General features: G+C 56.3%; 23 protein-coding genes and 1 riboswitch. Of the genes, 8 read left to right on the top strand and 15 right to left on the bottom strand.

Annotation, left to right across the window (positions count from 1 at the left end):
* Positions 1–17 precede the first annotated feature (17 nt).
* The 5 genes from COHPA_RS0115185 to COHPA_RS0115165 all read right to left on the bottom strand — a co-directional run bounded on the left by COHPA_RS0115185 (position 18) and on the right by COHPA_RS0115165 (position 5570).
* A complete protein-coding gene (locus COHPA_RS0115185; protein ID WP_027087012.1) occupies positions 18–710 on the bottom strand; it encodes a YhfC family glutamic-type intramembrane protease in 693 nt (230 codons plus the stop codon).
* The gene (locus COHPA_RS0115180) at positions 682–1248 is read right to left on the bottom strand and encodes a helix-turn-helix domain-containing protein (RefSeq protein WP_027087011.1); all 567 of its coding nucleotides are present in this window, start codon (positions 1246–1248) and stop codon (positions 682–684) included. Before COHPA_RS0115180 ends, COHPA_RS0115185 begins: the two co-directional genes overlap by 29 nt.
* Before the next feature lie 928 nt (positions 1249–2176).
* A complete protein-coding gene (locus tag COHPA_RS0115175; protein ID WP_027087010.1) occupies positions 2177–3193 on the bottom strand; it encodes an SDR family oxidoreductase in 1017 nt (338 codons plus the stop codon).
* Positions 3194–3260: 67 nt separating this feature from the next.
* A complete protein-coding gene (locus tag COHPA_RS0115170; RefSeq protein WP_245590304.1) occupies positions 3261–3872 on the bottom strand; it encodes a DJ-1/PfpI family protein in 612 nt (203 codons plus the stop codon).
* A 32-nt stretch (positions 3873–3904) separates the two neighbouring features.
* A riboswitch (ZMP/ZTP riboswitch) is annotated at positions 3905–3982 on the bottom strand.
* Between the two features lie 61 nt (positions 3983–4043).
* The gene (locus COHPA_RS0115165; RefSeq protein ID WP_027087008.1) at positions 4044–5570 is read right to left on the bottom strand and encodes a histidine kinase N-terminal 7TM domain-containing diguanylate cyclase; all 1527 of its coding nucleotides are present in this window, start codon (positions 5568–5570) and stop codon (positions 4044–4046) included.
* Between the two features lie 185 nt (positions 5571–5755).
* Between COHPA_RS0115165 and COHPA_RS0115160 the strand changes: the two genes are divergently transcribed.
* Complete coding sequence (locus COHPA_RS0115160; protein WP_035121026.1) at positions 5756–6814, top strand: LLM class flavin-dependent oxidoreductase; 1059 nt, start codon at positions 5756–5758, stop codon at positions 6812–6814.
* Between the two features lie 190 nt (positions 6815–7004).
* Here COHPA_RS0115160 and COHPA_RS0115155 read toward each other — a convergent pair whose 3' ends face one another.
* Genes COHPA_RS0115155 through COHPA_RS0115140 form a run of 4 tightly spaced genes read right to left on the bottom strand, consistent with a single transcriptional unit; the run spans position 7005 to position 9975 of the window.
* Entirely contained in the window at positions 7005–7505 is a 501-nt protein-coding gene (locus tag COHPA_RS0115155; protein WP_027087006.1) for a DinB family protein, read from the bottom strand.
* A gap of 32 nt (positions 7506–7537) precedes the next feature.
* A complete protein-coding gene (locus COHPA_RS0115150) occupies positions 7538–8680 on the bottom strand; it encodes an amidohydrolase family protein (protein ID WP_169733269.1) in 1143 nt (380 codons plus the stop codon).
* Between the two features lie 10 nt (positions 8681–8690).
* The gene (locus tag COHPA_RS0115145) at positions 8691–9368 is read right to left on the bottom strand and encodes an HD domain-containing protein (RefSeq protein ID WP_425393688.1); all 678 of its coding nucleotides are present in this window, start codon (positions 9366–9368) and stop codon (positions 8691–8693) included.
* Between the two features lie 16 nt (positions 9369–9384).
* On the bottom strand, positions 9385–9975 hold the full coding sequence (locus COHPA_RS0115140; protein WP_027087003.1) for a TetR/AcrR family transcriptional regulator: 591 nt from the start codon (positions 9973–9975) through the stop codon (positions 9385–9387).
* Between the two features lie 121 nt (positions 9976–10096).
* On the opposite strand from COHPA_RS0115140, the gene COHPA_RS0115135 reads away from it, so the two are divergent.
* Together COHPA_RS0115135 and COHPA_RS0115130 are read left to right on the top strand one after the other, a co-directional pair.
* Positions 10097–10987 (top strand): ABC transporter ATP-binding protein, encoded by an 891-nt coding sequence (locus COHPA_RS0115135; protein ID WP_027087002.1) that lies wholly within the window; start codon positions 10097–10099, stop codon positions 10985–10987.
* Positions 10984–11793: an ABC transporter permease subunit gene (locus tag COHPA_RS0115130; protein ID WP_027087001.1), complete on the top strand. Its 810-nt coding sequence runs from the start codon at positions 10984–10986 to the stop codon at positions 11791–11793. Before COHPA_RS0115135 ends, COHPA_RS0115130 begins: the two co-directional genes overlap by 4 nt.
* 504 nt (positions 11794–12297) lie before the next feature.
* Here the strand turns inward: COHPA_RS0115130 and COHPA_RS0115125 are convergent.
* Positions 12298–13368 (bottom strand): branched-chain amino acid aminotransferase, encoded by a 1071-nt coding sequence (locus tag COHPA_RS0115125; protein WP_035121022.1) that lies wholly within the window; start codon positions 13366–13368, stop codon positions 12298–12300.
* A 124-nt stretch (positions 13369–13492) separates the two neighbouring features.
* Here COHPA_RS0115125 and COHPA_RS0115120 point away from each other — a divergent pair, with 124 nt between their 5' ends.
* Positions 13493–14410 (top strand): LysR family transcriptional regulator, encoded by a 918-nt coding sequence (locus COHPA_RS0115120; RefSeq protein ID WP_027086999.1) that lies wholly within the window; start codon positions 13493–13495, stop codon positions 14408–14410.
* Here the strand turns inward: COHPA_RS0115120 and COHPA_RS0115115 are convergent.
* On the bottom strand, positions 14407–15510 hold the full coding sequence (locus COHPA_RS0115115) for a glucuronyl esterase domain-containing protein (protein WP_027086998.1): 1104 nt from the start codon (positions 15508–15510) through the stop codon (positions 14407–14409). The genes COHPA_RS0115120 and COHPA_RS0115115 overlap by 4 nt on opposite strands.
* Before the next feature lie 182 nt (positions 15511–15692).
* Between COHPA_RS0115115 and COHPA_RS0115110 the strand changes: the two genes are divergently transcribed.
* The 4 genes from COHPA_RS0115110 (at position 15693) to COHPA_RS0115095 (ending at position 20114) form a co-directional block, all read left to right on the top strand.
* Entirely contained in the window at positions 15693–17381 is a 1689-nt protein-coding gene (locus COHPA_RS0115110) for a methyl-accepting chemotaxis protein (RefSeq protein WP_027086997.1), read from the top strand.
* Positions 17382–17517: 136 nt separating this feature from the next.
* A complete protein-coding gene (locus tag COHPA_RS0115105; RefSeq protein ID WP_027086996.1) occupies positions 17518–18084 on the top strand; it encodes a TetR/AcrR family transcriptional regulator in 567 nt (188 codons plus the stop codon).
* 100 nt (positions 18085–18184) lie between these two features.
* Positions 18185–19372, top strand: coding sequence for an ABC transporter permease (locus COHPA_RS0115100; protein ID WP_027086995.1), 1188 nt, complete (start codon positions 18185–18187; stop codon positions 19370–19372).
* Positions 19373–19502: 130 nt separating this feature from the next.
* Positions 19503–20114: a transglutaminase-like domain-containing protein gene (locus COHPA_RS0115095; protein ID WP_027086994.1), complete on the top strand. Its 612-nt coding sequence runs from the start codon at positions 19503–19505 to the stop codon at positions 20112–20114.
* A 6-nt stretch (positions 20115–20120) separates the two neighbouring features.
* Here the strand turns inward: COHPA_RS0115095 and COHPA_RS0115090 are convergent, their stop codons facing one another.
* The 4 genes from COHPA_RS0115090 to COHPA_RS0115075 all read right to left on the bottom strand — a co-directional run bounded on the left by COHPA_RS0115090 (position 20121) and on the right by COHPA_RS0115075 (position 24652).
* Positions 20121–21056, bottom strand: coding sequence for an alpha/beta hydrolase (locus COHPA_RS0115090; protein ID WP_027086993.1), 936 nt, complete (start codon positions 21054–21056; stop codon positions 20121–20123).
* 77 nt (positions 21057–21133) lie between these two features.
* Positions 21134–22822 (bottom strand): glycoside hydrolase family 13 protein, encoded by a 1689-nt coding sequence (locus COHPA_RS0115085; RefSeq protein WP_035121014.1) that lies wholly within the window; start codon positions 22820–22822, stop codon positions 21134–21136.
* Positions 22823–22826: 4 nt separating this feature from the next.
* Positions 22827–23909 carry a Gfo/Idh/MocA family protein gene (locus COHPA_RS0115080; RefSeq protein WP_027086991.1) on the bottom strand — a complete coding sequence of 361 codons (1083 nt, stop codon included), beginning with the start codon at positions 23907–23909 and terminating at the stop codon, positions 22827–22829.
* A complete protein-coding gene (locus COHPA_RS0115075; RefSeq protein WP_027086990.1) occupies positions 23909–24652 on the bottom strand; it encodes a ThuA domain-containing protein in 744 nt (247 codons plus the stop codon). The genes COHPA_RS0115080 and COHPA_RS0115075 overlap by 1 nt, the downstream gene beginning before the upstream one ends.
* Positions 24653–24685 lie beyond the last annotated feature (33 nt).

The raw sequence follows: 24685 nt of genomic DNA, 5'->3' as shown, positions 1-24685 counted from the left end.
TACGTTTTTCTGAATAGTTACTGTGCTAGACCTATCGCAAGCATGCAGGCTCCGAGGCACGCGATGAACACGCTGGATTGCCACACGGCGCGCGCCGCCAGCTTCACGCCGAACCAATTGAGCCCGCTATGGATCGGAATGAGCGCGACGACCGCCCATGGATATCTCGCGACGACCAGCGTGCTTCCGATATGAAAGGCGGATGCCCATATCCGCTCCAGGATGCCCCATAGCGGACTCGCCTGAACGGTGCCCTGGGCTTCAAGCATACGCTTCGCTTGCAGCGACTTCTCATCGGTCTTCTTCGCCAGAGAGGCGATGGCCACGACAGTGATCATCGTGTACAGCACCTCGATCGCCGCCCAGCCTTGTCCGACGGAGAGCGCCCAAGACGACGTCGCGGAAGTCACGGCGATCAAGATGAGCCGAGCCGACTCCTCCAGCACTCCCGAGCTCGCGATCATGAGGTTCTTGGCCGCATTCTGCGACAGCTTCATGCTCGCCGCGCCGATCGGCCCCCGCAGCGCCAATGCGATGAACCAACCCAGCGCCCCTAGACCGAACCCTTTCCAATCCATCCCGTAACCGGCCTGCTCGAAGCCTAGCCAGAATAATGCTGGGACCAATATATAGAGAGGCAAGCAGATCAGTCCGCGCTTCACCGCTTTGTTCCATAACTCGTCATTCGCTCTTATTGTCCCTGTTGTCATGTTCGTTCATTACCTCCGGTACGATTACTGTCCATATATTGCGAAGTCTTCTTCCTTCACGGGGCTCGTTATTCGAATGTTTGCCCATTTGCGCCCTCATTTCTTGCAGCAAGCCCAAGTATTCCTCGTCGTCCAAGTAGAGCTGCACCTGCCGGAAGCTGATTCCGTCTCGGAACAGATCGTACTTGGGTTGCCCCACATACTGGCCGTAAGTTCCGATCATCGAAGCCACGAACTTCATGAACAATTCCATGTGCTGGTCCGAAGACTTCTCCGTCACGTCATCCGGCGTAAGATCGTGCGCGTTCTTCGTCAGCCCGTATATTTTCTCGGTCGTTCCCCGAATCTTCCGTTCTTCGACGACTTGTATCAACCCGGCTTTCAGCAAGGTGTTCAGATGGCGATACAACGTCGCCTGAGGAACGTTCGAGAGACGCTCCACGAGCTGCTGCGCCGTGCGATTGCCTTCCGGAAACAGCGATTGGATGATTCTCATGCGAATCGGATGCAGAATCAGGTCAGCCTTCGACTTGTTCACTTCGGTCGTACTCCCTTCTATTGTTATCACTTCATTATTATCATTCTTAATAATGATAATAATGGGTCGAAGGGGTTGTTGTCAACATCCGCCATGGAGAAAGTTAAGAATAGTCTTGTCGCGTCTCATTAGCGGCACCTCTTGCCGCTAATGAGACGCGACAGCGGGAGCGAGGGGGTTAGCGGCACCTCTTGCCGCTAATGAGACGCGACAGCGGGAGCGAGGGGTTTAGCGGCATCTCTTGCCGCTATTGAGGCGCGGACAGCGAGAGCGAGAGGTTTAACGGCACCTCTTGCCGCTATTGAGGCGCGACAGCGGGAGCGAGAGAATTAGCGGCACCTCTTGCCGCTATTGAGACGCGGACAGCGGGAGCAAGAGGATTAGCGGCACCTCTTGCCGCTATTGAGACGCAACAGCGGGAGCAAGAGGATTAGCGGCACCTCTTGCCGCTATTGAGACGCAACAGCGGGAGCAGGAGGATTAGCGGCACCTCTTGCCGCTATTGAGGCGCGACAGCGGGAGCGAGAAGATTAGCGGCACCTCTTGCCGCTATTGAGACGCGGACAGCGGGAGCGAGGGGTTTAGCGGCACCTCTTGCCGCTATTGAGACGCGACAGCGGGAGCGAGTGGATTAGCGGCACCTCTTGCCGCTATTGAGACGCGGACAGCGGGAGCAAGAGGATTAGCGGCACCTCTTACCGCTAATGAGACGCGACAGCGGGAGCGAGAAGATTAGCGGCACCTCTTGCCGCTATTGAGACGCGGACAGTGGGAGCGAGAGGGTTAACGGCACCTCTTGCCGCGCGGCCGATGCCGCTCCCGCGGTAAGCGGGGTTATCCGATATCGACGTCGGATTCATGAGATATTCCAGTCCCGGCTGCCGATCTTGATGCTGCGGAAGGAACGTTATCGGCTCTTGCGGCTATGTTACCCTCGTACCGCCTTGGCCGCCGACTCCAACGCTCCGATCACTTTATCGCACCAAGCGTCGAATTCCGGATCTTCCTGCTGCAGCTCCGGATGGGCCAATAGATGCGCCACCGTCTTCTTTATCCCCTGATCGAACCGCGTCGTCGCGACGAATTCGGGCACGAGCCGCTTCAGCTTCGAATTGTCGAAGACGACCGAATTCGCTTTATCCCCGATCAGTCCGCCGCGATAATCCTCCGTGCTGCATGCCGCCAGAAACTCCGAAGATACGTGGACGGCGTTAAGCTGCACGCCGAGCGCATCGGCGATGATCGCATAGATCTGGTTCCACGTCAACGTCTCGTCCGACGTAATCTGCACCGATTCGCCGAGCGCGTGAATGTTGCCCATCAGCCCGATGAAGCCTTTGGCGAAATCGCTGTTGTGCGTCATCGTCCAGAGCGACGTCCCGTCTCCGTGAATGATGACCGGCTTGCCGGCCAGCATCCGCTTCGCGACTTGCCAGCTGCCCTTGCGTCCGTGCACGCCAAGCGGAATCGAGCGCTCGTCGTACGTGTGGCTCGGCCGGACGATCGTGATCGGGAAGCCTTCTTCCCGGTATAGTCGAAGGAGGTATTCCTCGCAGGCGATCTTGTTGCGCGAGTATTCCCAGTAAGGATTCGCAAGCGGCGTGCTCTCCGTCACGCGGTAGTCCGACAACGGCTTCTGATAGGCGGATGCGGAGCTGATGAAGACGAACTGCTTCGTTTTCCCTTTGAACAGGCGGTAGTCCCGCTCCAATTGGGAAGGCACGAACGCGATGAAATCGGCGACGACGTCGAACGACATCGACTCGATCAGCTTCGCCACGCGTTCCTCGTCGTTAATGTCCGCTTGAATGACGCGCACGCCCGCAGGCAGCTTATCGTTCCGATTGCCGCGGTTCAGCAAGTAAAGCTCGCAGCCTTGCCGAGCCAGTTGTTCCGTAATGGCACTGCTGATAATCCCCGTTCCTCCGATAAAAAGCGCTCTCATTGCACTTGCACCTCCGATAGAAGATAATAGCCGTTTTCTCTACCATTATCGCCCAACCCTCGGGACATTACAATTTCGGAGCCCCGTACGGACAATCGATTTTCTGTCCGACCTGCCTGGCGAACGCCGCGTCCGTCAGTTCTTCCACAAGCCGAAGTCCAACCTCGACAGAAGTCGATGCGGCTCCCCCGGTGAATACGTTGCCGTCGGTTACGCAGCGCGCCCGAACGACTTCCGCGCAATAAGGCGCCAGCAGGTCGTACGCCGACGGATTGGTCGTCGCTCGCTTCCCTTGCAGGAAACCGGCTGCGCCGAGCAACAGCGATCCCGTGCACACCGAAACTTTATACGCGTCTTCCCGGGCGGTCTTCAGCCACGAGACGAACTCCGCGTCATGCCTAAGCTGCCTTGTAGGCATGCCGCCCGTAACGAATACCATGTCGTAGCGCGAGAGGTCGGGCCATACATGGTCGATCTTGAACTTCAGCCCGCGATCGTCCGCGATCTGATCCTTGTTCGAGCAGAAATCCCAGGACAAATCCGGCTTGGCGCCGAGCACGAGCATCCATGGCAGCACCTCGTGAACCCCTGCCATATCCAAAGTCGTCATTCCGTCGAACATCACATAAGCGATTTTCATCCCGTACACCGCACCCTTCTCGTATACTGACGACAACAAAAAGAAGCATCCGACCGCAACATTGCGATCGGGTGCTTCGCCCAGGCGTACGGCCGATATCCGCGCGCTCCACCATGGTACTCCATGTTACGCCAGTTACGCGCAGCCTTGTATCTTCCACCATTTTACATGGAACCGCGAGAACTCACAAGGGATTTATTCTGCGCAACTCTACGCCGATTGATGGCTTAATCTTTTCTCGGCGTACATCGCTTTGTCCGCTTGCATCATTAACGTGTCGACGTCGGTCCCTTGATCGGGGAAGTAGCTCACTCCGATGCTGGCTTCCACGGTCAATGCATGCTCGCCGTACCGAATCACCGTGCCGGACAATCGATTCCTGAGCTGGGCGACCGTCTCCTGTACGTAGTCATCCGAAGCGACATTCCGGATGAACATGACGAACTCGTCTCCTCCGAGCCGGCCGGCCTTGCCGATGCCCCGCGCCGACTCTTCGATCGCCGCCGCCGCATACTGCAGAACGACGTCTCCAGCCTCGTGGCCATATTTATCATTGATGGATTTGAAATGATCGAGGTCGATCATAACGAGGGCTAGCCGCGACCCGTTCAGCTGCGCTTCGCGAATGACCGTATCCAGCCGATAGTAGAAACATCTTCTGTTCGGCAGCTTCGTGAGCGCGTCGTTGTACGCCATATATTCGATCTGCCTCTGGTTCCGCTTCTGCAACGTTACGTCTCGAATGATAAGGACCGTGCGGAGCTCGTTATCGACCGTCATGTAATCCCCGTCGATCAGCACTTCGAGCAGCTCGCTTCCGCAGGCGATGGTCGCCTCGAAATCTTTGATCTCCCGGCCGGCTTGCACGGATGTCTTTAGCCCGTCGTCAAGGAGAGTAAACAAGGAGAAGCGGTCCGTATCGATGCCTCCGAGCAGTTGCCTCGCGCTTGGGTTCGCTTCGCGGATGCGGCCGTCCATATCGATCAGCACGATCGCCGCAGGATTCATGTCGAACATTCGCTCATAACGTTTGTACTCATGATTCATGAAATCGAATCGGATCATGGCGAGCCGGAGCGTGAAGCACCAGATGATCCCCGCGTAATTCTGCGAGTTCGGCGGCAGCCATTCGCCGAAGTTGAAATACCCTAGCAAGATCAGCCACGCGGAAGTGACGCTTCCGCCGATGAGCAGCAATTTGAAAATTTGCCTGCGTTCCTTCGATTGCGCCTTCTTCCAGCCTCTATAGAGCATGAACAAATAGAGAATGATAACAGCATTGCTTAATGAATAGGAAACGTAGTACGCCGTGTTATACTCCGGCGGGAACCACACGCCGGCTTCGAAGAACCGACTGGATGCAATCGCATGTCCGCTGGTCAAGAGATTCGCGATGATCCCGAGCGTAGGGACATGGAATATCCACGGATATAGCCATCGCGGCATCCGCTTGTCCAATTCGGAAACCTTGGCGGCGAAATGCAGCGCCACCCCCGCGATGCAGATGCCCGCATTGGCGTATACGTACGTCGAAATTCTCGCGCTGTACTCGATCGGCATCTGGTGCCGGGCGTATTCCGTCGCGAACATCAGCAGGAAGCAGATCGCGACCAAGCTAACGAGCCGATGCTCGGTTCTTTTCGGATTGCGCAAGAGCACGTCGACCGCCATGCAGACGAAAAATATTATGGGAATAAAATAAGCCAAGCCATACAAAACAACTTTCGTCCCGCTCATGCCATCACATCGCCCTCGCCTAGTTGTCATCACGCAGAACTGTTGCTTTTGCTTAAGCTGATTTTATCTGATTTACTTTCATTTGTGTACATAATCGTTCGGTTTAACTAACTATTTTAAAGAAACTTTATTTTTCATAGTTAATGCGGTACAATAGAGTTACTAACGAGAGGGGCGAAATGAACATGTCCGAACAAGCAAACGCTTTTGAAATAGGAATCAGCACGTTCCTGGAGGCGACGCCGAACGCAGCGGTAGGGAAATCCGTCAGCCATGCGGAGCGGCTGCGCCAAGCGGTGGAGGAGATCAAGCTCGCCGACCAGGTCGGGCTGGACGTCTACGGCATCGGCGAGCATCACCGCGCCGACTACGCGGGTACGTCGCCCGTCACCGTGCTCGCGGCGGCGGCATCGGTCACGAATCGCATTCGATTATCCACCGCCGTTACCGTCCTGTCGTCCGACGATCCGGTTCGCGTCTACGAATCGTTCGCGACGCTAGACGCGCTATCGAACGGCCGGGCGGAGGTGATGGCCGGACGGGGTTCGTTCATCGAATCTTTCCCGTTATTCGGCTACAGCCTGGACGACTACGACGAATTGTTCGAGGAAAAACTCGAACTGCTGCTGAAGATCCGCTCCTCGGAGAAGGTGACTTGGCGCGGCGGCTTGCGTCCGGCGATCAATAACCTCGGCGTCTATCCGCGAGCCGTACAGAACCCGCTTCCGGTCTGGATCGCCAGCGGAGGAAATCCGGAATCCGCCGTTCGCGCGGGTACGCTCGGCTTGCCGATCGTATTCGCCGTCATCGGGGGTATGCCCGAACGGTTCGCTCCGCTCGTCGATCTGTATAAGCAGGCCGCAGCGCGCGCCGGACACGACGTGAACAAGCTGCAGATCGCGACGCACTCCCACGGTTTCCTCTCGGATACGGTCGATCAGGCTGCTGACCTGTTCTTCCCGCATCAGCAAGCGATGATGAACGTCATCGGGCGCGAGCGCGGCTGGCCGCACTACGACCGTTCGGCGTTCGATGCGGCGCGCAGCATGCGCGGCGCCCTCTACGTCGGCGATCCCGAATTCGTCGCGGAGAAAATCGTGCTGCTGCAGCGCAATCTCGGGATTACGCGGTTTTTCCTGCACGCCGACGTCAGCACGATGCCGCATGGCGATCTGCTTCGGACGATCGAGTTGCTCGGAACGAAAGTCGCGCCTATCGTGCGCAAGGAGCTGGCTAAGGGGTAATTTATTTGGGTTTAGGAGAGAAGATTTCGACGGTTCGACGCGAGCCGGATGCCATTCGTGCAGTTGTCGAGCTTAACCGTTGGTATCTTACCTGAATAGCTGTACTCCATACAAATATTCAAACGCAATAAGCCGCGAATCCAGTCAATAAAGACGAAGAGCCTGCCCGATCGGGCGGGCTTTCGTGCTCTTACAGCGCCGGGGCTTCCATGCCGATCGCCGACCACTCTTCCTTCGCCGGGCCGTATATGCCCGCTACCTGCAAGCCCGCTTGGCGCATCAGGATCGTCAACTGACCGCGATGATGCACCTCGTGCTTGATGAATTTATTGAGCGTCGTCCCGTTCGACCAGTTCTGGCCGAATATGTTCTGCACGGCCGCAAGATCGGCGTCCGTCCATTGCGACTTGACTGCCTCTACGAGCGCCGGCACCGCCTTGCGGTACGCATCCGCGATCGCTTGGGCGGAAGACGGAATCCCGCCCCGCTCGTCCGGATGCTCGAACTTTACTCCGGCGGCCGCGACCATCATGCCCGAGCAAGCGATGTGCCACGCCAGATGGCCGAGCGTGCGGTAACCCGTCGCGACTTCTTGTTTCAGGGAAGCATCGGTCAAGCGATCGAGCAACTTCTGAGTAGCCGTTGCCTCTTCCTCGTAGTCTTGGACGAATAGCTGAATCGAAGCGTACATTGGCATTTTCCTCTTTTCGAATGGATTATGGGTTACCCCTCTGCGCTCTCGGACAAATCTACCTTCGCATCGATCAATATTGTCCCCGCATCCAGCTTGGACATGTGGGTCAGATCGGGCTGCCCGCCTTCTGGGAAAGTAAGCTTCTTAATGGCTTCGAGCTGGGTTTTCGTCGCCGGCTGGGCTCGCAAGATCGCATCGTAATTGTCGCGGGCGACCCGCTTCATTACAGACGGATCATCGCTGAGTAAGTCGAGCATCCGGTACATCGACTCGATGGCGGCCTCTTCGCTGGGCAGACCGTAACCGGAATCGGTGCTGAGCAAGAAGCGGTCCGAGAATTTCTTGATTACCGGAACATAATCCGACAAAGCGTATTCGCTCGCCGGGTTTAGATCCGTAAAGCCCGCGAAGAAATCCCCGTACAAATTCGGATGCTTCTTCATTAACGCCTCGACGAGATCCGGAGAATTGTAGGCGTTAATATGTCCGACAATGATGATCGTATCCGGATAAGCGTCGAGCGCTTCCTCCAGCTTGATTAGCGGCGTTCCGGCGAGCGGATCGATGTGCAGCAGGATCGGCGCCTTATACTCCGCGCACAGCTCGTAAATTCGCGGAAGGTAGCCGTCCATCGGATCGAACCCTTTCCAAGCGACTTTCGACGCGACGGGCGAGTTCGTAGAAGCGGCGACGATCTCGCCCAGCCCGAAGTAACCCTTCTCTAAGTTGTCCCGCACGACGTCCAGGCTGGATTCGTCGTGAAGGTCGAAGCCCGAGAAGTACGGCACGATTCGCTCCGGATCTTTCCGGTAGGCGCTCCACGCGGCTTTGTCCGTGCGTACGGCGCTCGGCTCGGACACGTCGCCGAATAGAACGACTCTCGCGACGCGGTTGCGTTCCCACTTCGCCGTCCGGTTCCATTGAAAGCCGCTCGCGTCGTGATTATGGACGTCCGTCAGGCCTAAATCCCCGTACTTCTCGACCAGCGCCTCGAGCTCCGTCATGGAAGTCTCCGCGATACCGGTCGGCTCGGCGGATTCGGTAGCCGCGGCTGACGAAGTTGGAGTCGCGGATTCCGCTGCCGCGGGAATCGCGGCGTTATTGTCGTTATCGCACCCCGCAACGAGCAAGAGGCTCGCCGCAAGGACCATTCCGCCAATTCGATTGGTCATTCCGTTCATTTCACTTTCGACCGTCCCACTCCGCATAGAATTGTTCCAGGAATACTTCCATGAAACGATGCCGTCCCGCGGCAAGCTCTTGGCCTGTCGCCGTATTCATCAGATCCTTAAGCTTGAGCAATTTCTCGTAAAAATGATTGATCGCCGTGTCGCGTCCATTGCGGTACTCCTCCTCCGTCATGTTGCCGCGCGGGAGGATGCCCGGATCATGGATCGGACGACCTTTGGCGCCGGAGTACGCGAATACGCGCGAGATTCCGACCGCGCCGATCGCATCGAGCCGATCGGCATCCTGCACCGCTTGTCCTTCCTTCGTCCGCATCGGCGGCCTCGAACCCCCTTTGAACGACATCGTCGCGATAATCTCCATCACGTGTTCGGCCTCATGTTCGCTTATCCCGCAATTCGCGAGCCAACGCGCCAATTCCTGCTCCGCGGCGATCGGATCAATGTTCAGCTTCTCGTCCGCCATATCGTGCAGCAAAGCCGCCAGTTCGCAGATGAACGAATCCGCCCCCTCGGCCTGAGCGATCGTACGAGCCGTGCTTACGACTCGCTCGATGTGACGCCAATCGTGGCCGCTGCTTTCCTTGTCGAGCTTGGCCCGCACCCACGCTTCCGCTTCGGTGGCAATCCGCCTCTGTTCCTCCGTCCATAGCTCTGGCCCGGTCATCCGCATCGCTCCGTCTCACTATTTATCTTCGTCCGCATAAACCGTAGAAAAACATCTCGGCCATCTTCCCGAAAAATGTATCCCGATCCTCGCTCTTGTCTGCCATCTCCAGCAATAACTCATACTGATTCATATACAACTGCATGAAGACGAGCGCATTCTCGATGGAGACGTCCGGCGAAATTTCGCCGGTGGCTTGCCCCTCTCGAATGATTCTGATCATCAGCGGAACCGAAACCTCTCGGTACAGCACCTCGATGTGACGAGCCAATTCGATATCATCGTGCAACAATTGCTTAATTAAACTCGGCGAGTAATCGCTATACGTCGTTTTCATATAGATAATGCGTTCGATTTTCTCTCTCAGCGAATGACCCTCGTTTAAATAGGTCTCGAAATCTCGAATGGCTTGATCGAAGTAAGCGATGAACGCCTCGCGAATGAGCGCTTCCTTGCTGCCGAAGTAATTGTAGATCGTAACCTGCGACACCCCGGCTTCCTTGGCTACGTCCGCGATCCGCAGACGCTTAGGATCTGACGTCCGCAGCATCCGCAGCGTCGTATGCAGGATTTTATCTTTGATCTGGCTAGTCCGCCTCTCGAAACCGTTCATTCCCGCTCACCCTTAATTCCGTTATTGACGGCATTTTTGCACAGGTATATCATAGCATATAAAAGATTTGAAATATTTTATTGTTGATATTTCAAATCTTGAGTGGGTAGGAGGGGTCTCCATGTTAACGATCCAACGGTTGACCAAAAAGTTCTCCGGCGGAAAAGGGATATTCGACGTGAGCTTCGAGGTGCGTAAAGGCGAGGTATTCGGCTTTCTCGGTCCGAACGGCGCCGGGAAGTCGACGACGATCCGCCACATCATGGGCTTCATGAAGCCGGATAGCGGAACGGTAACGGTGAACGGACTAAATACGTGGCGAGAGCAGGGAAACGTCCAAGCTTATGTCGGCTATTTGCCTGGGGAAATCGCTTTTTTCGACGGAATGACGGGCAAGACGTTCCTAGATTTCATGGCGAAACTGCGGGGAATGAAAGAACCTGGAAAACGCAATCGTTTGATCGAGCGGCTGCAGTTCGATGTGAATACGCCGATCCGCAAAATGTCCAAAGGCATGAAACAGAAAGTCGGCCTTGTCGCCGCATTCATGCACGATCCCGAATTGATCATCCTTGACGAGCCCACCTCCGGCCTAGACCCGCTTATGCAGAAAGTGTTCATCGAGCTCGTGCTGGAGGAGAAAGCCCGGGGAACGACGTTCCTCATGTCCTCCCATAGCTTCCCGGAGATCGAACGGACGTGCGACCGGGCCGCCATCATCAAGGATGGCGGCATCGTCGCCGTCAAGGACATTCACGAGCTGCAGTCGATGCAGCGGAAGCTGTTCGAAGTCACGTTCGAGACGCCGGCCGAAGCGCGGGCTTTCGCGGAATCCGGACTGCCGGTCGAGTCGATCGAAGGGAACCGGGCAAGGGTAGCCGTTCAAGGCAATTACGATCTGTTCGCGGCGGAGACGGCGAAGCGTAAAGTGCGCAACATCGACACGTTCACCCAGAACCTGGAGGACGTATTCATGAACTACTATGACCGGAAAGAGGCGACGAGAACATGAAGACGACATTGTACGCGCAGATGATGAAGGTTAACCTGAGAGGCTTCCTGAACTATGCGTTCGGTTCCGCCTTCTACCTCCTGATTATCTTCTGGCTCTACCCCGGTATCGCGAAGAATGCGGCGGCCATCGATTCGATCGTCGACTCGATGCCGGAAGGCTTCGGCCGAGCTTTCGGCTTCAGCGGGTTCGACAGCGCGGAGGCGTTCATCTCAGGCGAATTTTACGGACTCATTCTTGTCCTGATCCTCTCTATCGTATGCGTTCAATTGTCGACGAAGCTTATGGCGAAGCTCGTGGATCAAGGTTCGATGGCTTACCTGTTATCGACGCCGACGACAAGGGGGCAGATCGCGTTCACGCAAGCGGTCGTATTAGTTACGGGGTTGGTTATCATCTTGGGAGTGACGACGATTGCCGGATTCGCGGGGAACGCGTGGTTTCTGGGTGACGAGTACGCGCTGGACACGAGCGCGTTCCTGCAGATGAACCTGTCGGCGTTCTTGCTCTTCTTCGCCGTCGGCGGCATCTCGTTCCTCGTATCCTCGCTGGCGAGCGACGAGAAGAAAGCACTCGGCATCGCCGGGGCGATCACGTTCGGCTTCTTCAGCATGGACTTGCTCGGCAAGCTAAGCGATCAGGTCGAGTGGATTCGCAGCCTTTCGGTCTTCTCTCTGTACCGTCCGGCAGACATTACGAACGGCAACGCGAATATTGCGGCAACGTCGCTTGTCCTGCTGGCAATCGGAATCGTGACGTTCGGTCTTGCAGTCGCCCTGTTCCGAAGACGCGATCTGTCACTGTAAGGGATGGGCTGTAGTCAGCAATCCGGCAGGATTTGAACGGTCGCAGCATCGAGTCCGCACGCTTTGTCCCCCTACTTCCGTCACAGCATCGGGGGGGCCGCACGCTTTATCCCCTGCTTCCGTCGCTCCACACCTGCCATTCTGCAGGTAATCCTAACCGAGATCGCTCGTTTAACCTTTCATCCTGCAAAAGTGCAGGTATTAGTCCTGCAAACCTTCAATGGTGTCACGCGGCGAGATATCACCTGCACATTTGCATTTATTGATTTAACACCCTACCGGTTCTATGAAATAGCTGTACGATCGCAGGTAGGTTCTATTGGTTGGCGGAGAGAGCGGGGGTCGCTCCGTCGCTGTGCGGCCGTATTCAGGGTCACACGATAGCGACTATCACGCTAGGACCAACGATCATGCCCTCCCCGGGCATGTCCGCTTTACGACCCGTTCTCATCCTTCATTAAAAAAAGGTTGTCCCGACACTTATCGGGACAACCCTCTTCAGCTTTACTCTACCGCAACCGTCCACCCGAACGGGTCATCGACCTTGCCGGTCTGAATGCCCGTAACCGCATCGTAGATGCGCGCGGACAGCTCGCCCGTCGTTCCGTCGCCGATCTTCATCTTGTTGCCTTGCCAGATCAGCTCCCCGACCGGCGAAATGACGGCGGCCGTGCCCGTGCCGAACACTTCCTTCAGCTCCCCGTCGCGGTGAGCCTGTACGATCTCGTCGATCGTGATCGCTCTCTCCTCGATCGGAACGTTCCAATGTTTCAGCAGCCGGATGACCGAATCGCGGGTAATTCCGGCTAAGAAACTGCCGTTAAGCGCCGGCGTAACAACCGTGTCGCCGATCCGGAAGAACACGTTCATGCTCCCGACTTCCTCGACGTACTTCCGATGCACCCCATCGAGCCACAGCACCTGGGCGCAGCCGTGCTCAGCCGCCTCCTCTTGCGCTTTCAAGCTTGCCGCGTAGTTGCCCGCGGTTTTCGCCGTGCCGACCCCGCCTTCCACCGCGCGAACGTACTTCGATTCGACGAAGATCGAGATCGGGTTCATGCCGTTCGAATAGTACATGCCGACCGGCGACAGGATGATCATGAACAAATATTCGCGCGAAGGCGCCACCCCGAGCGCGTTCTCGGTCGCGATGACGAACGGGCGAATGTAGAGGGAAGTGCCCGGCTCGTTCGGAATCCAATCCTGATCGACCCGTACGAGCTGCTTGATCCCCTCCAGCACCGTCCCCTCGTCCAAGGCGGGCATGCTAAGGCGCTCGTTCGAGCGGTTCAGCCGTTCGGCGTTCTTCTGCGGACGGAAGAGCAGGACGCGGCCGTCGTCCGTACGATAGGCCTTCAATCCTTCGAACACCGTCTGTCCGTAGTGCAACACCTTGGACGAAGGATCGAGCGAGATCGGCTGATACGGCACGATGCGCGGCGAATGCCAGCCATTGGAAGTTTCGTACTCCATGATAAACATGTGATCCGTGTAATACTTGCCGAAGCCGAGCGAACTTGCTTGCGGCCTTGGCTTAGGTGTCTGCGTACGTTCAATCGTGATAGGCGATGGCATCTGTTCGTTCATCCTCTCTAGATTCTCTTACTTGAATGATACCAAGCCGGTTAGTATATTGAAAATATCTATTTTGTTCGAAAAGCATACCTTTATAGTATAGTTGGAAAATGGAGGTGCCCGGATGGATCTGAGGCAACTGCGCTACTTCTTGGCCGTGGCCGAAGAAGGGCAAGTGACGAGCGCCGCCAAGCGCCTGAATATGGAACAGCCCCCGCTCAGCAGACAGATGAAGCTGCTGGAGCAGGAGTTGGAAGTGGCGCTATTCGATCGCAGCGGCAAGCGGCTGACGCTCACGCACGCCGGCGAATTGCTGCGGCGCAGAGCCGAACAACTGCTGGGACAACTGCACGAGACGGTAAGAGAGGTTCAGGAGCTGGACGAAGGCGTGCACGGCGTGCTGTCCATCGGGTCCGTCGTCTCCTGCATCTCCTTGCTTCCGCAACCGATCCAACGTTTTCAGCAGCGTTGTCCGCAGGTGACTTTCAAAATCCTCGAAGGCGACCATTTCCTGCTCGCCGAGCAGATGGAGAAACGAGCGATCGAGTTCATTATCGCCAGACTCCCGTTCGAAGCGGCCGTCGATCCGGAGCGCTATCAAACCGTGGATCTAGCGCCCGACCCGTTCGTCGCCATTCTGCCGACCGCTTGGGCGCCGCACGAGAACGGCAATCCGGCGAGCATAAGCATGCAAGAGCTGGCGAAGCATCCATTCCTGACGCTCAAGAGCGATCAGACGATTCGGATGCACGCCAACGTGTTGCACGAATTCCATCGAGCGGGCCTTGAGCCCCTCATCCTATGCGAATGCTCAAGCGTTGCCGTTATCGTCGCGCTCGTCGCGGCGGGTATCGGCGCCACGATCTTGCCCAAATCGGTCACGGCTTCGTTCCCCCTCGCGGACATCACCGCTTGCGAGCTTGCGAACACGGACTTTTATTCCGAGATCGGCCTTGTCTGGCTGAAAGATCGTTATCTGTCCAAGAGCGCGCGCGAATTCATCGATATGTTCGTCCTGACCCAAGGAAGCCGCATGGATTAATAGCCGCCGTCGTACAAGCTCGATTTGAAGCTTCTGCCGCACCGGAAGCCTCTGAAGCACCGATCGCAGAAATCAAGCAGATTGTCGTGATCCTCCTGCGTTCTGTTATGGCCGCCGGGCCGAAAAGCAATTCCGATGCGGTCGTCCGCGCCCAGGAATTCATATACGCGAGAGGCTCCGAGGTAGGAGACGTGCATCCCTTCCGGGTTCGTCCAATAATCGGCGTAACCTCCGGTGACGAGCAAGCCCCTGGGCGCGACCAACGATGCCAATTCGTGCTGATCGAAAGGCAGCGAGCGGGCATCCTTGAATTCGCCGAACGTCGAGTTGAACCAATGCGACTCCGATTCGCTTTGCAGCGCTTCGAGAGGTTCGCACCGCTCGGCGATTCCCCAATAGTACATCTTGCCTTCGAACGAACGGCGGAACGATGCCATCCCTCCTGCTCCCGAGCAATGAGGGTTAACGACCTTGAACCTTTCATCCAACGCGCCGGCGACTAACGCCGCCTTGCCCCACCGGGAAAAGCCGGTAATCGCCGCCCTCTTCGAATCGATCTCCGGATAGGCGTTCCGCTCCAGCGCATCGAGCGTTTTACCCGCTGCCCATCCCCACGCGAGAAGCACGCCGACATCCGTATCCGTCTTCGGAGCATACGGGTAAAGCTCGAAGAAAGCCCCCGTTCTTGCCGCCTTGTCCGATGCGATCGCTTCCGTGCGGAGCGTGACGACGGCATAGCCCCGCGCGTTCGCGGTATCCGGCTCGAAGGCTCCGAGCGAGAAGATGACCGGATACGGCCCGTCGAACCCGCAATCCCGAGTCGGCAGGCTTACTTCGGCCGGGAACGATGCCGCTTTCCCGCGTATTGTGACCTGAATAAGCAAGCCGGTGTCCGTTATCTCATAATCCGCGCGTTCTGCCGATCGATTCGGCGCATAACCGTACATGTAATGCTGAAAGAGCTCCTTCAGCTCTTCGGCGCGCTTGTCCCACATGGCCGGCGTTGATACCTTGCGTCCGTCCCTGAAGACGAACGGATCCGGCAGTTCCGGCATGATCGGCCGATCGCTTGGCGCGATGAGTTGCTGCTTTTTGGGCATGGACCAAACCTTCTTCCTCCTGCTAACGTTGCTTGATCGACTTTTTCGCTTTTTTATCAGGTTATTCCTTCTTCATTCTTATCCGTTCCATTATTTCGGTGTATAATGGACACTGTTCGCTAAACACGTGTTTACGAGAATTATGAGGAATATTACATCTTTGGGAGGCACCATCTGTGAGAATGACCATCGGGAAGAAACTGCTCGGATCTTTTTTAATCATCGCTATTCTACTAGGCATCACGGGAGCAATCGCATGGTATAACATGGGGCAAATCGATAAATCCAACACCGATCTGATCGAAAGACGCGCCGTCATCCTCGCGAATGCCCAAAACATCCAGTTGCAAAGCGAGAAACAAAGCGGCGGCATCCGAAGCTTTCTCTTGACGAACAACGCTTCGTTCGAACAGCAAATGCGTTCCGCGCATGACGAGCTTTCCTCGCTCGTGCTTCAATCGGAAGCGCTTGTAAATCGGGAAGAGGACCTGACGAGATTAAAGAAGCTGACCGTCCTGAACCAACTATTCATAGAAAAAGCCGACGAACTCGTCCTAAAGGTGAAAAATAACGAAGACGCCGCCTCGACGAAGGATTTCTACATGCAACAGGTCCAACCCGTCGAGGTGTTGATAGAACCCGTCGCGAACGAAATCGCCTTGGAGCAGAAGAAGATGATGGACGAAGGCAGCAAGAACAATTCGGAAACCTCGGAGACTGCCGTTACGACCATAACATCCCTTAGCATCGCCGCTTTCATCCTGGCGATCATCATCGGTTACTTCGCCTCCCGCATGATCTCGAAGCCGCTCGTCTCCATGGAGAAAGCCGCAGGCAAGATCGCTGCCGGCGACTTGTCCGGCGAACCGATTCATGTACGCTCCAAAGACGAAATCGGCACGCTCGCCGCTTCCTTCAACGAAATGAAGAAGAATCTTCGCGACTTGATCCGGCAATTAAGCTCGAGCGCCGAACAGGTGGCGGTTTCCTCGGAGGAGTTAACCGCGAACGCGGAACAAACCAGTCAATCCTCGACCTTGATCACGGAGACGATTCAAGAGGTCGTCGTCAGTGCGGAGAAACAGGCGCAAAGCGTAGAGGAAAGCGTGCGGACGATGGAGGAGATGTCCAAAGGCGTGCAGCAAATCGCTTCGAACGCGCAAACCGCGGCGACCGTCTCCATGCAAGCCGCCCACAAGTCGATAGAAGGTAACGACGCCATTCAGTCGGCCGAAGCGCAAATGGCTTCGATCCAATCCTCCTTCGATAGGCTGGCTCAAGAAGTGAACGCGATGGGCGATCTCTCCGGAGAGATCGGGGAAATTATCAACGTCATAACCGAAATTGCTTACCGGACGAACATTCTGGCGCTGAACGCAGGCATTGAAGCGGCCAGGGCAGGCGAGCTTGGTCGCGGATTCGCCGTCGTCGCCGGCGAGGTGCGCAAGCTGGCCGAGCAATCGACCCAGTCCGCCGAGCAAATTACGGAGCTGGTCGATCAAATCCGCACCCGCATCTCGAACGCGGTGCAATCCATGGAAAGCGGAAGCAAGGAAGTTCACGAGGGCATTCGCGTCGTGAATACGGCGGGAAGCACGTTCGAAGAAATCAAGTCGTTCGTCGATCAGGTGGCTACCCAAGTGCAGGAAGTATCCGCGGCTTCGGAGCAAATGTCCGCCAGCGCCGAGCAAGTCGTCGCCACGTTCGACCACATTGCGGACGGCTCGCGCGTCGTAGCCGCCGGTTCCCAGAACGTATCCGCGACGACCGAAGAACAGCTCGCCTCGATGGAAGAGATCTCGGCTGCCTCGGCATCGCTGTCCAAGATGTCCGAGGAGCTCCAAGCGCTCGTCAACAAGTTCAACGTGTAATCGACAGAGGAGCCCTCGGCAGCCTATTGCAGGCTTGCGTGGGCTTTCTCCTTACCGGAACTACATCTTCGGATAGGGATATGCTAGACTGATATCTGGAATCGGAAGTCATGAAGCGCTGAAGGGAGAGACAGACATGGGCAGAAAGCAAGCCTATACGGAGTCGGAACTGCTGGACATCACCAAGAAGCTGGTGCTTGAGCATGGATATGAAGGGTTTAACCTCCAGTTGCTCTCCCGGCATTTGCCCGGCGCCCGAAGCACGATATACCAATATTTCGCGAATAAAGAAGAAATCGTTGCCGCCTGCATGAAGCGATTGATCGCAACCGTCATCGAGAAGGCTTCCGCAGTCGACGAGACGAACGCCATGCGCGCACTCGAGGAGTTGCTCGGCATCTACGTCGAGGAATCCAAGCTGCATCAACTGCTAGGCGATGCCCAGAAAATCAATCCGAACCAATCGGCTGCGGCCAACCGGGACCTGGACTTCGTCGAGCAAGCCCACGCGACGCTAAAGGTTCAACTTACGCGTCTCTTCCAGAAAGCGCAACAAGAGGAATGTCTTCGGGAAGACATCCCGCTGCCCGTATTGATCGGCGCTTTCTTCAATTTGATCAACACCCCCAACATGATGAACGTCCCTTCCTCCCAATGGAGCAAGCTATTGTTTCGGATGTGGACGGGAGGAGCGCAAAGGTAAGACAACCTTCTTTTTCAATTTGACAGACGTGTCATTTATAGTGTTTAATGAGTATCAAAAATGACACTTGTGTCATAAATAGAGCAAGGAGTGAGACGAGATGTTTTTAGCGCTAAAAGAAATCATGCATAGCAAGTTGAAATTTCTCATGATCGTCATGATTTTCGTTCTGGTTGCTTGGTTAGTATTCATCCTTTCGGGTTTGGGCAATGGATTATCGACGCTTGCGGCGTCATCCTTCCAGAACATGAAGGCCGACTATGTCGTCTTCGAACAAGGGTCGCAGTCGTCCATGAGCAAGTCGCTGTTGTCCGACCGATTGGTGGAGGAAGCGGAGAAACTGCCTCATGTAGAAGCCGCATCCCCTATGGGAAGCACGATGGCTACGGCCTTGAAAGGCAATAGCAACAAGAATGAAGATAAGGTCGACATCGCGATCTTAGGCATTCTCCCCGGCAGCTTCCTAGAGCCGAACGTCATCGAAGGCGAGAGACTGAATCCCGACGATCCGACTGGCGTTATCGTGAATAAGACGATGAAGGATGACGGGTTTAAGCTAGGGGATACGTTCCAACTGGACGGATCGACGCAGGCATTAACGATTATCGGATTCGTCGAGAACCAAACCTACAACCATCTTTCATCCGTATTCGTCGCGATGCCCGAATGGCGGAAGATTACGTTCGCCGCGCCGGGCTCGGATAAAGGAATTGAAGGTCCGGTAAACGCGATTATGCTGCAAGGCAAGGATATCGATCCTGGCGTTATGAACGGCAAGCTCGCCAACACCGATACGGTGACGCGCGGAGATGCGATATACGGCATGCCGGGGTACAAAGAAGAGACAGGCTCCATTCTGATGATGCTTGGCTTCCTGCTCGCGATCTCTGCGCTTGTGCTCGGCGTCTTCTTCTACGTCATGACGATGCAGAAGACGAATCAATTCGGCATTATGAAAGCGATCGGCGCAAGAAACGGCTTTCTGAGCAAAGCGATTGTCTCTCAAGTCGTTGTTCTATCGGTCGCGAGCATCGTTATTGGCGTGTTGCTCACTTACGGGACGGCCGCGGTCCTGCCGACAACGGACGAGCCTACGGCCAGCTTGGACACGAAGCGCGCGCATGAAGTGGTCAGCCTGATCGCGCACGAGGTAAGGTCGCGTCGGAAAGCCGCCATTATGGTCACGCACGATGAGCGGATGCTTGAATATTGCGATAGAGTCTATCGGATGGAAGACGGTAGATTGTCGCTGGCTGAGCCCGCAAGATCAGCGACGGTCCACGGTTGAATAGGAATAAGCGCAGCGCGCAATTCTGCACATCGCAGGTTGCGCGCTTTTCATTTACTTTTGCCCCTTTGTGTTATACATTATTATTCATTATTATGAATAATAATTCAGTCCAAGGAGCGTGTTCGATGTGGAACTCGTGATCGAGTCCGGCAATCCGGGAGATTACCTCGCGGAGGCGGAGGAGCTGGACTATTCCGATCCTTCGATTCGGGAGCTTGCCGCAACGTTGTACGGCATTGCGAAAGGCGACGAGCTACTATTCGTGCAAGCAGCTTATGAGTACGTTCGCGACGAGATCTCCCATTCCTGGGACATCCAGGCCTCGCGCGTCACTTGCAGGGCGTCCGACGTGCTGCGTTATCGGCACGGCATCTGCTACGCCAAGTCCAACCTGCTCGCCGCGATCCTAAGAAGCCAAGGCGTCCCTGCGGGATTCTGCTATCAGCGGCTGACTCTTGGGGATACGCCGGATACGGGACACTGTATTCATGCATTAAACGCCGCGTACATCGGCAGGCTGGGCAAGTGGATTCGGATCGATGCACGCGGCAACAAGGACGGGATCGATGCTCGGTTCGCGCTTGAGGGAGAGCAACTGGCGTTCCCGATCCGCGCCCATTACGACGAGATCGATTACCCGGGCGTATACGCGAACCCGAATCCGAAGACGATCGCCGCGCTTAAGGGCTCGACGGACGTGCTGGAGATGTATCGGAATCGCCTGCCGGATACGATATAGGAGGCGCTACCTCTTCCCCGCATAGAAGAGCAAGTAAGCTTTGAGCTGCTTGCTCCAATAGGAAGCGTCATGCCCGCCCGGACCGTGTGCCCATTGCACGTCCGCATCTATCGATCGGAGCAGCTCGTATAAGCTTTTGTCTTGTTCTCTCAGCAGATCCTGATTGCCGGCATCCAAATAAATTTCGACTCCCGATAGCTTCTCGGCGTCGGCTAGCTTGAAAGGGTCCCTCATCTCCCGCAACGTCTCGTTCGGATAAAGCCAATCCCGCTGGCTTGTGTATTGGTCATTAGAGGCGTAGGTCCAGAGCGCGGCGCTGTGGGCGCCGATCCGGCTGAATAGGTCGGGATGCTTGAAGCCGAGGTGCAGCGAGGCGAATCCGCCCATGGAGATGCCCCCGACGTAGCGGCCCTCCTTGTTCGCTTGCGTGCTATAGTTGCTATCCACGTAAGGGATCAAATCTTGAATGAGGTAGTCCTCGTACGGTCCGATGCTCACGCCGCCCGGTTCCCGCCCTTCTCCCTTCTTCGTATTCACGGCAAAGCTGTTGCCGTAATCCGGAGAGACGATGATAAGCGGGTCGATCCGACCTTCCCGAATGAGCTTGTCGGCGACCCCGTTTAGCTTCAGATGGGAGAAAAAGGCGTCATGCGTCCCTCCGTAGCCGTAAAACATATAGAGCACGGGATATTTCGCATCGGGATTGTATGACGGCGGAAGATAGACGGACATCGTCTTTTCCGCGTCAAGCGCCTTGCTGTGAAACCTGACTTGCTCGATCCGAGATGGCGAAGACGGGCTGACGGGCGAGGCCGAAGCGTTCGGCGAATCCGCGGTCGCGGCGGGACGGATCGTCTCCTTCGAGTCGTCGCTGGAGTTGCATCCGCTTAGGGGCATAACGCTTAACGCTCCAATCCACATTAGGAATAACAAAGCTCTCATCCTGCGCATAACCTCCAATCGTCGCAAAGGCACCTTGTTACCCTTAAGCCAGGTGACAAGGTGCCTTCTGCATAGAACTATTGTAGCTTATAAACCCGCGCTTCGTAAGCTCTAAGCGTAAGCCCCTTTAGGGGTCCGCCGTGCGCATCGGCGTAGTTGGACAGCGTTAACTCCCCTTCACTGCACGCTTGCAGCGCCTCCGGAAGTTCGAACCTGGCCTCGTCCGCCGAGAAATTAAGCAACACGAGCCACGTCTCCCCTTGCCATGTCCTCGTATAAGCATAGATTTGCTCGTGGTCTTCCGCCACGATCTCGTAATCGCCGTAGATCAGGATCGGGTGCTGCTTGCGTAGCCGGATTAGCCTCTGGTAGTAACGAAAGATCGAGTCCGGATCACGCAGCGACTCCGCGACGTTAATGTCAAGGTAGTTCGGATTCACGGCTAGCCAAGGCGTTCCGGTCGTGAACCCGGCCTGCTCGCTGTCGTCCCATTGGATCGGCGTGCGGGCGTTGTCGCGGCCTTTGGCGTAGATGGACGCCATCACGCGTTCAGCTGGCTCGCCGCGTTCGTGAACCGCCTCCCGGTAGTAGTTCAGCGTCTCCACGTCCTTGTAGTCGTCGATCGAGGCGAACTTGACGTTCGTCATGCCGATCTCTTCGCCTTGATAAATATACGGCGTCCCTTGTAGCGTATGGTTGAACGTAGCAAGAAGCTTAGCCGACAGCTTGCGATATTCGGCGGAGTCGTTGCCGAATCGCGATACGATGCGCGGCTGGTCGTGGTTGTTCAAGTAAAGGCTGTTCCAGCCCTTGCCGTTTAGCCCGTACTGCCATTTGTTCGTGACCGCCTTCAGATCGGCGAGCCGCCACGGCTTCACGTTCCACTTGCCGCCTTCGCCGGAGTCGATGTCCATCGTCTCGAATTGGAACACCATGTTGACTTCCTTATTGTCCGGATTCGTGAACTGAACGGCTTGCTCAGGCGTTACGCCCGGCATCTCGCCGACGGTCATGGCGTCGTAGCCGGACAGCGCCTGCTCGTTCATCTCCCGGAGATACTCGTGGATGCGCGGACCGCACATGAAGAACTCCCCGCCCCATTCGTATCTGCCTCCGCTCGCTGCGTCCGGCAAGCCGTCCGCCTTGGAAATAAAGTTGATGACGTCCATCCGGAACCCGTCGATGCCTTTGTCCAGCCAGAACTTCATCATCTTGTACACATCCGCGCGCAGCTTCGGATTTTCCCAATTCAGATCCGGTTGTTTTTTCGAGAACAGGTGCAAAAAATATTCGTCCGTCGTCTCGTCGTATTGCCACGCGGAACCGCTGAAAACCGATACCCAGTTATTCGGCTCGACGCCCGGCGCCTTGCCCGGTCTCCAGAAATAATAGTCCCGGTACGGGTTGTCCTTAGATTTCCGCGACTCCTCAAACCAACGATGCTCGTCGGAAGAGTGATTGACCACGAGGTCCATGATCAGCTTAATGCCTCGCGCATGAAGGCCCTCCAGCAGCGCCTCCCAATCGCCCATCGTGCCGAACTCGTCCATGATTGCCTCATAATCGCTGATGTCGTAGCCCATATCGTCGTTCGGCGACTTGTAGACCGGGCTCAGCCAGACGATTCCGACCCCGAGCTCCTTCAAATAATCCAACTTGCTGATGATGCCCGGAATATCGCCGATGCCATCGCCGTTGCTATCTTTGAAGCTGCGCGGATAAATTTGATAGACGACTTCTTCCTGCCAGAACGCTCCTGTATGCATCGCTTTACTTGCTCCCTTCTTCTCCAACGGCAACCGTACGCTTCTCCTCATGGGCGCGTACGATCGCTTCCAACACTTGCTGGCTTTCATAGCCTGCCATAAATCCCGGCAATCCATCACTCGGCGAGCCTGCCAACAACCGGGCGAAATCCTCCCATTGCGATAGTCTGACGCCGTGCGGCACTTCCAACCGCTTCTCCGCTTTGCCGCCGGTCTCCGCGTCGCGATGAATCCATACGACATGGTCCGGGTCCTCCGTGCTCGCGCGGAGCGTGCCGGAATCCCCGTAAATCGCGATGTCCAGCTGGTTGCCGGAGCCGATCGCGTTGCGCGTCGTCTGAAACACGCCAACGGCCCCGCTCTTCATGACCGCATGGAAGCACGCGAGATCGTCGACCTCCACGGGAACCGGTTCTCCGGACTGCAGGCTTCTCCGCTCCGCGACAATCGTCTGCAGATGGGCGGAAAGCTCCTCGAACGACCCGATCAGATAATGGGCCAAATCAATCATATGCGCGCCTAGATCGCCTAATGTTCCGGTGCCGGTCACGTTCTTATCGAAGCGCCACAAGAAAGGCGTATCGAACGACGCCGCTCCCCACTCCTGCAAATATTGCACGGAGAAGTGCCGAACGACGCCGATTTTGCCATCCTTCAGCAGTTGCCTGACGAACCGGAACGCCGGCGTGTACCGGTAGCTAAAGCCGATCATCGCCGGAACGGGACGACCCTCGTAAACCCGAAGCAACGCGTCGGCCTCTTCCAGCGTCATCGTGAACGGTTTTTCCGACAGGAACGGCTTGCCGGTTGCCAAGCACAGCGCCATGATTTCCGCGTGCAGGACGTTCGGCGTAATGGAGACGACCGCGTCGACCTCTTCGTCGGCGATCAATCCGCGGAAATCCGCGTATCGTTGGCCCTGCGGGATGCCTAGCTGATCTCCCGTCTTCGCCAGCGCGGCCCCCCGCACGTCGCAAATCGCCGTAATCTTCAAATGCGGCGCATGATTCCTAAACCCATCGATATGAGCCCCCGCCATGTCGCCGAGACCGATCAGCCCGATCCGGTAAGGTTGCGTTTGCGCCATTATGCTCCAGCCCCTTTCGCGATCTTCTCCAGCGGCTCCACTCTGCCGTAGCTAACCTCGGCGCCTTGCGCAGGCGCCGCCCATTGTACCCCGTTGGAGATCACGCGAAGAACGTCCGGATGATAGTACGTCGGGAACGTCTCATGCCCCGGTCGGAAGTAGAACAACTTCCCTTTGCCCCGCCGGTAACAGCAGCCGCTGCGGAAGATCTCGCCCCCCTCGAACCAAGATACGAAGACAAGCTCGTCCGGCGCCGGGATTTCGAATCGCTCCCCGTACATTTCTTCCTGCGCGATTTCGATGTATTCTCCGAGTCCGTCCGCGATCGGATGGCCGTGCTCGACGACCCATATGCGCTCCTTCTCGCCGTCGTCCCGCCATTTCAAAGCGCCCGTCTTCGTGCCTAGCAGGCTTTGGAATATTTTCGAGCCGTGGCCGGAGTGAAGCACGATCAGCCCCATTCCGTCCAGCACGCGATCGCGCACCTTGACCACGATATCGTCCCGCACCTCGTCGTGGGCCATGTGCCCCCACCAGATGAGCACGTCCGTCGCATTCAATACGTCGTCCGTCAATCCGTGGTCCGGATCGTCCAATACCGCCGTTGTCACTTCGAAGCTTTCGTTCTTTATGAGATGGCCTGCAATCGCTTGATGAATCCCTTCGGGATAGATAGTCGCGACTTGCTCGTTCTGCCGTTCATGCCGGTATTCGTTCCATACGGTAACTTTAATAGGTGCCAATTCGATCGTCCTCCTTAGGTTTGGCTTCTTCCC

This window comes from Cohnella panacarvi Gsoil 349, from assembly GCF_000515335.1.
Taxonomy (GTDB): domain Bacteria; phylum Bacillota; class Bacilli; order Paenibacillales; family Paenibacillaceae; genus Cohnella; species Cohnella panacarvi.
The sequence above is the reverse complement of the archived record's forward strand: the minus strand, read 5'-3'. Positions and strand labels throughout refer to the sequence as shown.

What these genes read in the sequence shown, in the direction of transcription:
- COHPA_RS0115080 (WP_027086991.1), bottom strand. Translation starts at nt 23,909, where the DNA reads ATGGCGCAAACGCAACCTTACCGGATCGGGCTGATCGGTCTCGGCGAC.
- COHPA_RS0115125 (WP_035121022.1), bottom strand. Translation starts at nt 13,368, where the DNA reads ATGCCATCGCCTATCACGATTGAACGTACGCAGACACCTAAGCCAAGG.
- COHPA_RS0115100 (WP_027086995.1), top strand. Translation starts at nt 18,185, where the DNA reads ATGTTTTTAGCGCTAAAAGAAATCATGCATAGCAAGTTGAAATTTCTC.
- COHPA_RS0115085 (WP_035121014.1), bottom strand. Translation starts at nt 22,822, where the DNA reads ATGCATACAGGAGCGTTCTGGCAGGAAGAAGTCGTCTATCAAATTTAT.
- COHPA_RS0115140 (WP_027087003.1), bottom strand. Translation starts at nt 9,975, where the DNA reads ATGAACGGTTTCGAGAGGCGGACTAGCCAGATCAAAGATAAAATCCTG.
- COHPA_RS0115155 (WP_027087006.1), bottom strand. Translation starts at nt 7,505, where the DNA reads ATGTACGCTTCGATTCAGCTATTCGTCCAAGACTACGAGGAAGAGGCA.
- COHPA_RS0115175 (WP_027087010.1), bottom strand. Translation starts at nt 3,193, where the DNA reads ATGAGAGCGCTTTTTATCGGAGGAACGGGGATTATCAGCAGTGCCATT.
- COHPA_RS0115160 (WP_035121026.1), top strand. Translation starts at nt 5,756, where the DNA reads ATGTCCGAACAAGCAAACGCTTTTGAAATAGGAATCAGCACGTTCCTG.
- COHPA_RS0115110 (WP_027086997.1), top strand. Translation starts at nt 15,693, where the DNA reads ATGACCATCGGGAAGAAACTGCTCGGATCTTTTTTAATCATCGCTATT.
- COHPA_RS0115090 (WP_027086993.1), bottom strand. Translation starts at nt 21,056, where the DNA reads ATGAGAGCTTTGTTATTCCTAATGTGGATTGGAGCGTTAAGCGTTATG.
- COHPA_RS0115185 (WP_027087012.1), bottom strand. Translation starts at nt 710, where the DNA reads ATGACAACAGGGACAATAAGAGCGAATGACGAGTTATGGAACAAAGCG.
- COHPA_RS0115115 (WP_027086998.1), bottom strand. Translation starts at nt 15,510, where the DNA reads ATGCCCAAAAAGCAGCAACTCATCGCGCCAAGCGATCGGCCGATCATG.
- COHPA_RS0115145 (WP_425393688.1), bottom strand. Translation starts at nt 9,368, where the DNA reads ATGCGGATGACCGGGCCAGAGCTATGGACGGAGGAACAGAGGCGGATT.
- COHPA_RS0115105 (WP_027086996.1), top strand. Translation starts at nt 17,518, where the DNA reads ATGGGCAGAAAGCAAGCCTATACGGAGTCGGAACTGCTGGACATCACC.
- COHPA_RS0115150 (WP_169733269.1), bottom strand. Translation starts at nt 8,680, where the DNA reads ATGACCAATCGAATTGGCGGAATGGTCCTTGCGGCGAGCCTCTTGCTC.
- COHPA_RS0115120 (WP_027086999.1), top strand. Translation starts at nt 13,493, where the DNA reads ATGGATCTGAGGCAACTGCGCTACTTCTTGGCCGTGGCCGAAGAAGGG.
- COHPA_RS0115130 (WP_027087001.1), top strand. Translation starts at nt 10,984, where the DNA reads ATGAAGACGACATTGTACGCGCAGATGATGAAGGTTAACCTGAGAGGC.
- COHPA_RS0115135 (WP_027087002.1), top strand. Translation starts at nt 10,097, where the DNA reads ATGTTAACGATCCAACGGTTGACCAAAAAGTTCTCCGGCGGAAAAGGG.
- COHPA_RS0115165 (WP_027087008.1), bottom strand. Translation starts at nt 5,570, where the DNA reads ATGAGCGGGACGAAAGTTGTTTTGTATGGCTTGGCTTATTTTATTCCC.